The following is a 12,614-nucleotide window of genomic DNA, read 5'->3' on the forward strand; positions in this document are numbered from 1 at the left end:
ATTGCTGATGCTGTAGAACGCTGCTATCAACGCGCCGATATTTACTTTAAGCGTACATTCCCCCGCCCTGCGCTTACCTATAGACGCTCTGGTAAAAACGCCGGCACCGCTTTCTTACAACAAAATCGCATTAATTTGCACCCCGAATTATTCAAGCAGAATGAAAACGAATTCATAGAAGATGTTATTCCTCATGAAATAAGTCATTTACTTACTTGGCAACTGTTCAAAAAGGTAAAGCCCCATGGTGTGGAATGGCAAGCTATTATGATTGATGTGTTTGGTCGACCGGCTAATGCCACCCACAGTTTCGATATTGCTGGGGTTATTGGAAAGCAATTTAGCTATACCTGCGAATGCAGTACCCATCAGCTTACGATAAGACGACATAATAAAATTTTGAAAGGGGCGCAGTACAAGTGCCGTAAATGTAATAGCGTACTTGTAGAAGAGAAGGTAGAAGAAAAGATAGTTAATTAGTGAGTTAACTTGCAAGCTCACGCTAGCGTGCATGAGCGCTGCTGTGGCTAACTAAAACCTAGCGGAACCACTGTTTAGTAAATACGTTGTCTAAATCGTTAAACGCGGTTTTAAGTAGTGCGGCTAGTTCTTTATATTTCGGTTTTGATTTAACAGAAGACACATTACAGCCTTCAGATCGCATTTTGCTATGAATATCTTGATACCAGCTATTTAACTGAGGCGGTAAATATTGGTTTGAGCGATGCCCTAGCCATAGCAAACCTTGAAGAGGGATACTTAAGAAAAACGCACCAATAGTGATGGTTTGGGGAATATAGTCAGTACCCATATTCTGAAGCAGAAGCGCACAAGAGAGTATTGCAGCAGGCGGCATGGTCTTTATCGCAAAGCGAGTGGCCGCAACAACCCGACATTCAGGGAAGTATGCATACAACTCTTTTTTGATTGGCCAGGTTTTCATGTAGTGCTGACCATCTTTTAGCATTGCTATCACAGACTGTGACATAAACCACCTCGTTTCGCTTCAGTGAGCAGTGCACTCTCTTTGTCGTTAAAGTTTGCGTTCAAGCACTAAATTCAAACGGCAATGCCAAATACTAAACCACAAACTCAAACAATAAACTCTAAACAACAAGTACCGAATATTAATCTAACGTGAATTGTAATACGATTTTCGCCTAATTCAACGCTCGTTCGTCTTAAGAACCGTGCTTTTTATAACAAATAAATCAAAAACTGCCTAAATTGCATAATTAATTATAGCCTAGTACATCAGATAGGTGACTTTTCATCATCATGAAGGCATCATAATGCCCTTGTTTACATGCTATTTTTTCGAAGCTCTCGTAAATTTCGTTGATATTGGGCAATTAGCAGTTGAAAAAACAGTGCGCCGTCCTTACCTAGCTACCTATAGCGACAGTTGGCAGCTTCGTTTCAAAAATCATAGCAGAATTTAGCCCTGATAAGCGGGCATTAGTTGGAGATACAAATGGCAGATAACAGACATGTTCGCCTACTTATTTTAGGATCGGGCCCAGCAGGCTATTCAGCAGCGGTATACGCAGCTAGAGCAAATCTAGAACCTGTATTGTTAACGGGGATCCAACAAGGCGGACAGCTTACTACGACGACAGAAGTAGAAAACTGGCCAGGCGATCCTGAAGGACTAACCGGTCCTGACCTTATGGTTCGTATGCAAAAGCATGCAGAGAAGTTCGATACTGAAATTATCTTCGACCATATTAACAAAACAGATTTAACCAAGCGCCCTTTCACCCTTTATGGTGACAATGGTACCTATACTTGTGATGCATTAATTATTGCCACTGGTGCTTCTGCTAAATATCTTGGTATGGAATCTGAAGAAGCATTCATGGGTAAAGGGGTTTCGGCCTGTGCTACCTGTGACGGTTTTTTCTATCGTAACCAAAAAGTTGCGGTAGTTGGCGGTGGTAATACCGCGGTTGAAGAAGCCTTGTATTTATCTAATATTGCGTCTGAAGTACACGTGATTCACCGTCGTGATTCTTTCCGTAGTGAAAAGATTCTAGAGCAACGTCTTCGTGATAAAGCCGAAAACGGTAACGTGGTTTTACACCTTGACCGTACCCTTGATGAAGTCATGGGCGATGAAATGGGCGTAACCAAAATCCGCATCAAAGAAACTGACGGTGAAGCAACTGAAGAACTTGATGTAATGGGTTTATTCATTGCTATTGGTCACAAGCCTAACACTGACATTTTCGCAGAACAGCTTGAAATGAAAGACGGTTACATTGTGGTAAACAGTGGCCTACACGGAAACGCTACACAAACAAGCGTTGAAGGTGTATTTGCTGCCGGAGATGTGAGCGATCATATCTATCGTCAAGCCATCACGTCTGCAGGAACCGGCTGTATGGCTGCGTTGGATGCTGAAAAATACCTTGATGGCTTTATGCCTGAGCAAGGCTAGGCCTTGTTCGATTTCAAGCTCTGTGATGTATTACAGAGCTTGAAGTCTTTCCTCTTATGATAGCGCTGCCCTACTTAGACATTGATACACCCTTCCCTCCTGTATCTGAAGCACTTGACGATCCAAATGGCCTATTAGCCTTTGGTGCAGATCTTAGTGCCCAGCGCCTTTTCTCAGCGTACTCTAGCGGTATATTTCCTTGGTTCAGTGATGACGAACCCTTATTGTGGTGGTCACCTAACCCGCGCTCTATTATTGAATTGGATGATTTCGTGTGCGCAAAGAGCTTACGAAAACTCGCTCGACAAAAGCGCTATAAGGTTACCCTTAATAATGCTTTCGATTCAGTAATTAATGCCTGTGCGAATATTCCTCGTAAGAACCCAAATTCACAAGCCCCCAGTCAAGACACCTGGATAACCGAAGACATGCAAAAAGCCTATAGCTATTTGCATCAGCTTGGTTTAGCCCATTCTGTTGAAGTGTGGGACGGTGATGCACTCGTAGGCGGCCTGTACGGCGTAGGTGTGGGGAAAGTGTATTGCGGTGAGTCTATGTTTCACAAACAAAGCAATACCTCTAAATTGGCCATGTTAGCGTTAGTTGAGCACATGAAACGAAGCAAGATGGCATTCATTGATTGTCAGCTGCCTACCGACCATCTTAGCTCGCTGGGCGCAAAAACGATTTTCCGTAACGAATTTATTGAAAAACTGCAGACTAACAACCACACTTTAACCGATGAAGGCTCTTTGACTGATGAATACAAGCATCAGTGGCACCCGCAGGTTATTACACCGTGAGATTTGGAATTACGCAGTCTTTTGATTGCAGCTATTTGCCCAACCAGCAAGAACAATTATTAGTTTACGCTGAATCAGACAAACAGTTAGCATGGCGTTATGGTCAACTTATACAAGTTGGTTTCAGACGCAGTGGCGAACAAATTTATCGCCCTCATTGCCCTGATTGCCATGCCTGTGAGTCGGTAAGAATTCCGGCTTATTTATTTACACCGTCGAAAAGCCAAAAACGGCTTCTTAGTCGCAATAAACATTTTGTAGTGAAAAGTGCAGACAGTGCTAACGAGGCGTATTATCCACTGTACGAGAAATATATCTGCGCTAGGCATACCGATGGCAGCATGTATCCGCCATCGCGAGAGCAATTTGATAATTTCATTTTGTGTGAATGGAAACGGCCTCTTTTCATCGAGGCTTACGACGGCGATAAGTTAATTGCCGTTGCGGTTACCGATACCATCGACAATGGTATTGAGCATCAAGCGCTATCGGCACTATATACTTTTTACGATCCAGATTATCAGGTGTCGTCACTGGGGACCTGGATGATAATGATGCAAATCGAACAAGCAAAACTTCAAAATCGTGATTTTCTATACTTAGGATATTACGTCGAAGCATGCCAAAAAATGTCTTATAAGCACAAATTTTTCCCTTATGAGCAATTTTCAGGCAACAAATGGCACTGTTTTGATAAAAAACATGCTTAATCGCTTTACACGCAAGGCAAGATTGGTTAATGTCTGCGCGGCAAAAAATTTGAATTACTGAGGTAACTGCTTTACATGGCAAAAGAAGATTGTATTGAAATGGAAGGTACGGTTCAAGACACCCTACCGAATACTATGTTCCGTGTTGAACTAGAAAATGGTCACGTAGTGACAGCACACATTTCTGGTAAGATGCGTAAAAACTATATCCGAATTCTTACTGGCGATAAGGTCACTGTTGAGATGACTCCTTATGACCTAACAAAAGGTCGTATCATTTATCGCGCCAGATAATGAGCCATTAAGCGGTCAACGCATTCCAAAAAAAAGCCCAATGTAAATCATTGGGCTTTTTTGTATATGTGTGATTGTACTTGCCGGCAAATAGAATGAACGATGCTTTTGTATAAGTACCTGTCAGTATGAGTGCTTTCAGTTTAAGTACTGTAAGCTCGAGTGCTGTAAGTTCGAAGACGGCAAGCGCAACAAATTAACAGTAAAAAAAATGCTACACCCTAAAAGGGTGTAGCATTTTTCGTCACTAAGCGTCTAGTTAAGACACGTTAAGCAAGTCTAACTAGACTCTGTTTCTTCTTTAACCGCATCAACGCCGGTATATTCAAACTCCAACTTATCGTCGTTCAAATCTACTTTGACGTCTCCGCCTTTCGTTAATTCACCAAACAGTAGTTCGTTTGCTAGTTCTTTCTTAACTTCTTCTTTAATTAAACGAGACATAGGACGTGCGCCCATGGACTTGTCGTAGCCCTTCTCGGCTAAATACGCTCTTGCCGCAGGGGTAACCTCTAAAGAGACACCTTTAACGTCTAGCTGCGCCTGAAGCTCGATAATGAACTTATCAACAACCTGCAAGATAACCTCAGCATCAAGGTGATTAAACCAGATAATGCCGTCTAGACGGTTTCTGAATTCAGGGGTAAACACCTTATTGATTTCAGATAGCGCGTCATGGCTATGATCTTGCTGTTTAAAGCCAATAGACTTACGCACCGTTTCCTGCACGCCCGCATTGGTCGTCATTACCAATACCACGTTTCTGAAGTCTACTTTACGGCCATTGTTGTCGGTAAGCGTACCGTGATCCATTACCTGCAACAGAATGTTATAGATATCACTGTGCGCTTTCTCAATTTCATCTAGCAGTACCACAGAGTATGGGTTTTTAATCACAGCATCGGTTAACAAACCACCTTGCTCAAAACCCACATAGCCAGGAGGTGCACCAATTAAACGGCTCACTGCGTGGCGCTCCATGTACTCAGACATATCGAAACGAACCAACTCAACGCCCATGATTTTGGCGAGTTGCTGAGTAACTTCTGTTTTACCTACACCGGTAGGGCCAGCAAACAAGAAACTACCAATTGGCTTTTCTTCTGCACCTAAACCAGAACGCGACAGTAAAATAGCGTCATTAAGCGTCTCTATGGCTTTGTCTTGGCCAAACACCATCATTTTGAGGTTGCGGCCAAGGTTCTTAAGTACTTCTTTGTCAGACGCTGATACGGACTTCTCAGGAATACGCGCCATTTTCGCAATAATTTGCTCAATGTCACCTACCCCAATCGTTTTCTTACGTTTCGATTGTGGTAACAAGCGTTGGCTTGCACCCGCTTCGTCCATTACATCAATGGCCTTATCAGGCAAATGACGTTCGTTGATATACTTAGCAGATAGTTCAGCGGCAGCCTGAATGGCTTTTTGCGTATAACGGACATTGTGATGATCTTCATATCGGCTTTTAAGGCCTAATAGAATTTTCGTTGTGTCGCTAACGCTAGGCTCAGTCACATCTACTTTTTGGAAACGACGTGCTAAGGCTCTGTCTTTCTCAAAAATACCTTGGTATTCCTGGTACGTAGTAGAACCAATACAACGAAGTTCACCGCTTGAAAGCTTAGGCTTAAGCAAGTTAGACGCATCCATCACACCGCCAGACGCTGCACCAGCACCAATGATGGTATGAATTTCATCGATAAATAAAATGGCGTCTTCGTCTTTCGCCAGTTCTTTAAGAATTGCTTTTAAGCGTTTCTCAAAATCACCGCGATATTTAGTTCCGGCCAACAAACCGCCTAAATCTAACGAATAAACCGTGCTGTTACTGATAACTTCAGGCACATCTTCGTTTACTATGCGGTACGCTAAACCTTCAGCAATCGCCGTTTTACCTACACCTGCTTCACCCACAAGTAATGGGTTATTCTTTCTTCGGCGACATAAAATCTGAATAGTGCGCTCAACTTCTTTATCGCGCCCAATCAATGGGTCTACCTTGCCTTCTTTGGCATGACGGTTGAGATCGGTCGCGTATTTGCTTAACGCCGATCCACTTTCTTCGCCGCCTTCACCCTCTTCACTCGCCTCTGAGTTAATAGGCGCATCGTCTTCGGCTTTACTCACACCGTGACTAATAAAGTTAACAATGTCTAAGCGGGTAACATCAGACTTTTTAAGAATGAATACAGCTTGAGATTCTTGCTCACTAAATATGGCGACCAACACATTGGCCCCAGTGACTTCTTCTTTGCCAGAAGACTGGACATGGAATACAGCACGTTGGAGAACACGCTGAAAACCTAAAGTGGGCTGTGTCTCTCGTTCATTCATTTGCTCGTCTAAAATCAACGGGGTGGTGTCTTTAACGAAAGAAATCAGTTCACTTTTAATTGCTTCAATATCCGCACCGCAGGCATGCAGTGCTTCACGGGCTGCTGAGTTATCAAGTAGCGCCAGCAATAAATGCTCGACCGTCATAAACTCGTGGCGGTGTTCTCTGGCAAATACAAACGCATCATTCAACGTTTGTTCTAATTCTTTATTTAACATATCGCTCGCCCTCTACAAATTGACTTACGCCTGTTCCATAGTACACATAAGCGGATGACTATGCTTACGTGCATACTGATTAACTTGCATCACCTTCGTTTCTGCTATCTCAGCAGTAAAAATGCCACAAACTGCCTTACCTTGGTAGTGTACTGTTAGCATAAGTTGATGAGCTTTTTCAGCATCCATATTAAAAAATTGCATGAGCACTTCAATTACAAAGTCCATTGGCGTGTAATCGTCGTTGTTCAACAACACTTTATACATTGGCGGCGGCTGCGGTTTTTGGCGCTGCGCGTCTTTTAGTTTTTCCCTTTCGATGCTAATGGCGTTGTCTCTACTCATAATATTAATAATAGTGCTTTGTTCGCAGATGTCTCATTAACTTTAGATAAAATTAATTCGCATTTACTCTTGACATAATATGGTTAAAAAATCTACATTTTAAAGGTGACGTTGTTATTTTAAAGCAAGTCACGCTGCCTTCAATTATATTGTGGGGGCATAATCGTGTTAGTTCAAGGATTAAGAGGAAGTCGAAGTATGGCGATTGGCAAAGTTAAATGGTTTAACAACGCGAAGGGATTTGGTTTTATAGTACCTGAAGATGGTGGCGAAGATATTTTTGCTCACTACTCTACTATCCAAATGGAAGGATATCGCTCACTTAAAGCTGGTCAAGAAGTGACTTATGACGTGCAGCAGGGCCCTAAAGGCCTACACGCCGAAAACATAGGCTTCAAAGAAGAACCGGAACGCTAAGTAATACCCAAAAAAATTCTACAGAAGCCTGTTGTTGCCACCTGGCAGCAGTGGGTTTTTTCTTAGGGAGTCGACATCGGTTTGCTCTCACAGAGAAGTCTGGTCAACTATTTTTCGTTAATTCTTTTTCATAAATTAATATTCTTTTTTGTTTTATAGAAATTTACTTTTTATTCCCCACTTTTTACAATTACTCTCCTCTTTTATTTTGCCTAAAGTTTAACGTTAATCCTAAAATTTAATTTTTAAGGCCGTTCTCGTTAGATTAAATTGGACTATCCAAATAAAAACTAAACTTAATTAGAATAAAGCGAACAAAAATTAAAACAGTAGTTATGTCTAATTTTCATAACAATTAACCTTCAAGCAAAAAAAAGCACCCTGACTAATTAGTCAGGGTGCTTTTAAATGTCAGTAATCTCTAAAATAAATTACCGCATTATTTGCAATTAAGCGCCAAGAATTGCTTTCAAGGTTTCACTAGGTGACATAGTTGCCGCTAGTTTGTCAGAATCAGGGTAGTAGTAACCACCGATGTCCTGAGGCTTGCCTTGAGATTCATCAATCTCGGTAATGATAGTATCGATTTTAGCCGATAACTCATCATATACTGCTTTAAACTGGGCCGCTAAATCAGCGTCTTCAGTTTGATTCGCCACTTCTTCTGCCCAGTACAAACCAAGATAAACGTGGCTACCACGGTTATCTAATTGGCCAGCTTTACGCATTGGTGACTTACCATTGTTAAGCAATGTTTCCGTCGCTTTGTCTAACGCAGTAGCGATAATTTTTGCTTTCTTGTTGTCGTGCTTAATAGCCACGTCTTCAAGTGAAACCGCTAGCGCTAAGAACTCACCCAGTGAATCCCAACGAAGGTGACCTTCTTCAACAAACTGTTGAACGTGCTTAGGTGCACTACCACCAGCGCCAGTTTCATACAAACCGCCGCCTGCCATTAGAGGCACAATTGAAAGCATTTTAGCACTGGTGCCAAGCTCAAGAATTGGGAACAAATCCGTTAGGTAGTCGCGTAGTACGTTACCCGTTACTGAGATAGTATCTAGACCGCGAATTGCTCGTTCCATGCTGAAACGAATAGCGCGTACAGGTGCCATGATTGAAATGTCTAAACCTGACGTATCGTGGTCTTTTAAGTAGGTTTCTACTTTAGTGATTAGCTGTGCATCGTGAGCACGTTCGTCATCTAACCAAAATACTGCTGGCATACCAGATTGGCGTGCGCGGGTAACCGCTAGCTTAACCCAGTCTTGAATAGGTGCGTCTTTCACCTGACACATACGCCAGATATCGCCTTCTTCAACAGCATGTTCCATCAATACGTTACCGTCTTGATCAACAACTTGTACTGTACCGTCAGCTTCCATTTCAAACGTTTTATCGTGTGAACCGTATTCTTCTGCTTTCTGCGCCATCAAACCAACGTTAGGTACTGTACCCATTGTTGTTGGATCGAATGCACCATGTGTTTTACAGAAGTTAATGACTTCTTGGTAAATAGTGGCATAAGTACTTTCAGGAATAACCGCTTTAGTATCGTGCGACTTTCCATCCGGTCCCCACATTTGACCAGAGTTACGGATCATTGCAGGCATAGAAGCATCTACAATTACGTCACTTGGTACGTGTAGGTTAGAAATACCTTTGTCTGAGTTCACCATCGCAATAGGTGGGCGGTCGGCATAACAAGCATTGATGTCTTTTTGAATTTCAGAACGCTGAGACTCAGGAAGGCTAGCAATTTTATCGTATACACTACCAAGACCGTTGTTAGCGTTAACGCCTAGCTCTTCAAAAAGGTCGCCCCATTTTTCAAACAAGTCTTTGTAGAATACTTTAACGCAGTGACCAAATACGATGGGGTGAGACACCTTCATCATTGTCGCTTTAACGTGTAACGAGAATAAAACGCCTGTGTTTTTCGCATCTTCAATTTGTTCTTCGAAGAATTCACACAGTGCTTTCTTGCTCATGTACATTGCATCGATAACTTCACCAGCAAGTAAATTCACCTTAGGCTTAAGGGTTTTCTTGCTTCCGTCACTACCGGTAAATTCAATGCTTACATGGCCTTCTTTTTCTACGGTTACTGATTTTTCACCTGAGTAGAAGTCGCCGCCGCGCATGTGCGCTACGTGAGTGCGAGATGCTTGTGACCACTCGCCCATTGAATGCGGGTGCTTACGGGCAAAGTTCTTAACCGCAGTTGGTGCACGGCGATCTGAGTTACCTTCACGTAATACAGGGTTTACTGCACTACCTAGTACCTTGCCGTAACGCTCACGAATCTCTTGGTCTTCGTCAGTTTTAGGCGAATCTGGAAAAGCAGGTACGTTAAAACCTTTTTCGTTTAACTCAGCGATAGTGGCGCGTAACTGAGGAATTGATGCACTTACATTTGGTAGCTTAATGATGTTAACGTCAGGGTCTTGCGTCAGCGCACCAAGTTCAGATAACGTATCAGTTACACGTTGCTCTTCAGAAAGAAACTCGGGGAAAGTAGCCAAAACACGGGCTGCAAGAGAGATATCGCTTAGCTCTACTTCAACATCGGCAGCACTAGCAAACTTCTTAATAATAGGAAGCAACGAGTACGTCGCCAGCATTGGCGCTTCATCTGTTTTAGTATAGATGATCTTAGACTTGGTCATTATGTACCTCAATGTTGTCGGTAGCGTACTACCGTTTTAGTCCATTAGTCGCACTAACACAAAGCATGTGGAAAGCCTTCGGTCACTACGATACGTAATTGATGTTTTATGTTCTGTTGCACTTAACAGCAGAACCACTTGTTGTTTTCGTCCTCGTGCTGAGATTAACGCAACCTTCATGCACTCAACACGAATGGGCAGTCTGTTATTTTTATAACTGCGAACATTAGTATAAGGTCGAAACTTTTAGTTACAAGTCATACCATTGTCTTAACCGACGACTTGCCTGAATTTCGCCGAATTTCCTGCACATTTTTATGCCCTTTATTGTTTTAGCTTTGTGTTACTCGGGCAGTTTTTCGCGCAGTGTGATAGGCTTTTGCGATAGAAAGCATTCTAAGAATAAGAGTAATTATTCACACCATGGCAAACGAAAGCAAAATCGTACTTTTCAACAAACCATTCCAAGTACTGTCTCAATTTACCGATGCAGACGGACGCGAAACCCTTAAAGATTATATTGATGTACCAGGGGTATATGCTGCCGGTCGACTAGACAGAGATTCCGAAGGGTTATTGGTGCTGACTAACGACGGAAAGCTACAACATAAACTGGCACACCCCGAGGCCAAAACCAGTAAAACCTATTGGGTGCAAGTGGAAGGCATTCCTAACGAGGCAGCGCTAGACGCCTTGCGTAACGGGGTTGAGCTTAAAGACGGCATGACCAAACCAGCCAAAGTTGTGGCTATAGAACCTCCTGAATTATGGGACAGAAACCCGCCAGTTCGTTTTCGTCAGGCTATTCCTACTAGTTGGCTGTCTATCACAATCAGTGAAGGCAGGAACCGCCAAGTTAGACGTATGACTGCCCATATTGGTTTCCCAACGTTACGATTGGTGCGCTATCGCGTGGGCAACTGGACCATTGATGGTATCGATAATGGCAAGTACGTGTGTTTCTAATAGTAGCAGTAACACAGTGCCGATTTTAACAATCACTAACTAGAGTATGGCTCATTTTATAGACCGCTATAACGATGGAGCCTAACGACTATTGCGTTCATTATTAGTTATAGCTTTTTGGTTTATTGAATATTGAAATTTCACGCTTGAAATACACTTTTAATCGACCAATTTACTCATCCCGACAATAAAATTTGTCGAGAAAGCAAAACGATTGAACACAATCGCTTTATTATGTGAATTGGTGGGCTTTATCTGGTAAAATCCGCCACCCTGAAATCAACCTAAATGAGTGTTATCTACGTTGTGACTGATATTGAATCAAACGCGAGCAAAAAAGTAATCGTCGGAATGTCCGGCGGCGTCGACTCTTCCGTTTCTGCCTACTTGTTATTACAGCAAGGCTATCAGGTGGAAGGCCTGTTCATGAAGAACTGGGAAGAAGATGATAATGATGAATATTGCTTAGCCGCCGAAGATTTAAAAGATGCACAAGCCGTAGCTGACAAATTAGGTATTGAGCTTCACACCATCAATTTTGCCGCTGAATACTGGGACAACGTATTTGAGTATTTCCTAGAAGAATATAAAGCAGGCAGAACCCCCAACCCCGATATTATGTGCAACAAGGAAATTAAGTTTAAAGCTTTCCTTGAATTTGCTGCTGAAGATTTAGGGGCAGACTATATTGCTACCGGTCATTATGTTCGCCGCCGCCATCAAGATGGCAAATGGCAGCTATTGCGCGGGTTGGATGAAAACAAAGATCAAAGTTACTTCCTCTACACATTAGGTGAAGAACATGTCGCGAAAACCTTGTTTCCTGTGGGCGATATTGAAAAGCCCCTGGTGCGCAAAATTGCTGAAGAACAAGGGCTAATCACACACGATAAAAAAGATTCCACCGGTATCTGTTTTATTGGTGAGCGTAAATTCAAAGACTTTTTAGGCCGCTACTTACCTGCCCAACCCGGTATTATTGAAACCGCGGAAGGGGAAGAAATTGGTAAACACGAAGGGTTGATGTATCACACATTAGGTCAACGTAAAGGGCTGCACATTGGTGGCCACGCAAAATACGGCGAAGAACCTTGGTATGTGGTAGATAAAGACGTAGCACGCAATGTATTAATTGTAGGCCAAGGTGCTGACCACCCTCGCCTATACTCTAAAGGCTTGGTGGCAAAACAACTGCATTGGGTAGACCGCACTGTTATTACAGAGCCTATGCGCGCTGTGGTAAAAACTCGCTATCGTCAAACTGATATTCCCTGCGCAATCGCGCCAATTAATGATGATATGATTGAAGTCATTTTTGACGAGCCGCAAAAAGCGGTTACACCTGGTCAATCTGCCGTTTTCTACCTAGATGAAGTGTGTTTAGGCGGCGGAATTATTGAGAGCTATATTCGTT

The 12,614-nt window shown here is 42.7% G+C and carries 11 protein-coding genes and 1 pseudogene; 8 read left to right on the top strand and 4 right to left on the bottom strand.

Features of this window, described 5'->3' with window-relative positions:
• Positions 1-480 (top strand): SprT family zinc-dependent metalloprotease, encoded by a 480-nt coding sequence (locus tag Q4561_RS13740; RefSeq protein ID WP_303461310.1) that lies wholly within the window; start codon positions 1-3, stop codon positions 478-480.
• 58 nt (positions 481-538) lie between these two features.
• Here the strand turns inward: Q4561_RS13740 and yfbV are convergent, their stop codons facing one another.
• Positions 539-988: a terminus macrodomain insulation protein YfbV gene (gene yfbV, locus Q4561_RS13745; RefSeq protein ID WP_303461244.1), complete on the bottom strand. Its 450-nt coding sequence runs from the start codon at positions 986-988 to the stop codon at positions 539-541.
• 486 nt (positions 989-1,474) lie between these two features.
• Here yfbV and trxB point away from each other — a divergent pair, with 486 nt between their 5' ends.
• The 4 genes from trxB to infA all read left to right on the top strand — a co-directional run bounded on the left by trxB (position 1,475) and on the right by infA (position 4,247).
• Entirely contained in the window at positions 1,475-2,440 is a 966-nt protein-coding gene (gene trxB, locus Q4561_RS13750) for a thioredoxin-disulfide reductase (protein WP_303461245.1), read from the top strand.
• Positions 2,441-2,496: 56 nt separating this feature from the next.
• Positions 2,497-3,243, top strand: a complete 747-nt coding sequence (gene aat / locus Q4561_RS13755; RefSeq protein WP_303461249.1) for a leucyl/phenylalanyl-tRNA--protein transferase — start codon at positions 2,497-2,499, stop codon at positions 3,241-3,243.
• Positions 3,240-3,953 carry an arginyltransferase gene (locus Q4561_RS13760; protein WP_303461250.1) on the top strand — a complete coding sequence of 238 codons (714 nt, stop codon included), beginning with the start codon at positions 3,240-3,242 and terminating at the stop codon, positions 3,951-3,953. Before aat ends, Q4561_RS13760 begins: the two co-directional genes overlap by 4 nt.
• Positions 3,954-4,028: 75 nt before the next feature.
• Positions 4,029-4,247: a translation initiation factor IF-1 gene (gene infA / locus Q4561_RS13765; protein ID WP_013784390.1), complete on the top strand. Its 219-nt coding sequence runs from the start codon at positions 4,029-4,031 to the stop codon at positions 4,245-4,247.
• A 279-nt stretch (positions 4,248-4,526) separates the two neighbouring features.
• On the opposite strand, the gene clpA is transcribed toward infA, so the two are convergent.
• Entirely contained in the window at positions 4,527-6,803 is a 2,277-nt protein-coding gene (gene clpA / locus Q4561_RS13770; protein WP_303461251.1) for an ATP-dependent Clp protease ATP-binding subunit ClpA, read from the bottom strand.
• A gap of 24 nt (positions 6,804-6,827) precedes the next feature.
• A complete protein-coding gene (gene clpS / locus Q4561_RS13775) occupies positions 6,828-7,148 on the bottom strand; it encodes an ATP-dependent Clp protease adapter ClpS (RefSeq protein WP_303461252.1) in 321 nt (106 codons plus the stop codon).
• Between the two features lie 198 nt (positions 7,149-7,346).
• Here clpS and cspD point away from each other — a divergent pair, with 198 nt between their 5' ends.
• On the top strand, positions 7,347-7,565 hold the full coding sequence (cspD, locus tag Q4561_RS13780; protein WP_013784394.1) for a cold shock domain-containing protein CspD: 219 nt from the start codon (positions 7,347-7,349) through the stop codon (positions 7,563-7,565).
• Positions 7,566-8,014: 449 nt separating this feature from the next.
• Here the strand turns inward: cspD and Q4561_RS13785 are convergent, their stop codons facing one another.
• On the bottom strand, positions 8,015-10,234 hold the full coding sequence (locus tag Q4561_RS13785) for an NADP-dependent isocitrate dehydrogenase (protein WP_303461254.1): 2,220 nt from the start codon (positions 10,232-10,234) through the stop codon (positions 8,015-8,017).
• 423 nt (positions 10,235-10,657) lie between these two features.
• Here Q4561_RS13785 and Q4561_RS13790 point away from each other — a divergent pair, with 423 nt between their 5' ends.
• Positions 10,658-11,200, top strand: a complete 543-nt coding sequence (locus Q4561_RS13790) for an rRNA large subunit pseudouridine synthase E (RefSeq protein WP_211070760.1) — start codon at positions 10,658-10,660, stop codon at positions 11,198-11,200.
• Positions 11,201-11,488: 288 nt separating this feature from the next.
• Positions 11,489-12,613: pseudogene (mnmA, locus tag Q4561_RS13795) on the top strand (tRNA 2-thiouridine(34) synthase MnmA); the annotation flags it as partial.
• Position 12,614: the final 1 nt, after the last annotated feature.

This window comes from Alteromonas sp. 1_MG-2023, assembly GCF_030547075.1.
In the GTDB taxonomy this organism is placed as follows: Bacteria; Pseudomonadota; Gammaproteobacteria; order Enterobacterales; family Alteromonadaceae; genus Alteromonas.

What these genes read in the sequence shown, in the direction of transcription:
- Q4561_RS13785 (WP_303461254.1), bottom strand. Translation starts at nt 10,234, where the DNA reads ATGACCAAGTCTAAGATCATCTATACTAAAACAGATGAAGCGCCAATG.
- trxB (WP_303461245.1), top strand. Translation starts at nt 1,475, where the DNA reads ATGGCAGATAACAGACATGTTCGCCTACTTATTTTAGGATCGGGCCCA.
- aat (WP_303461249.1), top strand. Translation starts at nt 2,497, where the DNA reads ATGATAGCGCTGCCCTACTTAGACATTGATACACCCTTCCCTCCTGTA.
- clpA (WP_303461251.1), bottom strand. Translation starts at nt 6,803, where the DNA reads ATGTTAAATAAAGAATTAGAACAAACGTTGAATGATGCGTTTGTATTT.
- Q4561_RS13790 (WP_211070760.1), top strand. Translation starts at nt 10,658, where the DNA reads ATGGCAAACGAAAGCAAAATCGTACTTTTCAACAAACCATTCCAAGTA.
- yfbV (WP_303461244.1), bottom strand. Translation starts at nt 988, where the DNA reads ATGTCACAGTCTGTGATAGCAATGCTAAAAGATGGTCAGCACTACATG.
- infA (WP_013784390.1), top strand. Translation starts at nt 4,029, where the DNA reads ATGGCAAAAGAAGATTGTATTGAAATGGAAGGTACGGTTCAAGACACC.
- cspD (WP_013784394.1), top strand. Translation starts at nt 7,347, where the DNA reads ATGGCGATTGGCAAAGTTAAATGGTTTAACAACGCGAAGGGATTTGGT.
- clpS (WP_303461252.1), bottom strand. Translation starts at nt 7,148, where the DNA reads ATGAGTAGAGACAACGCCATTAGCATCGAAAGGGAAAAACTAAAAGAC.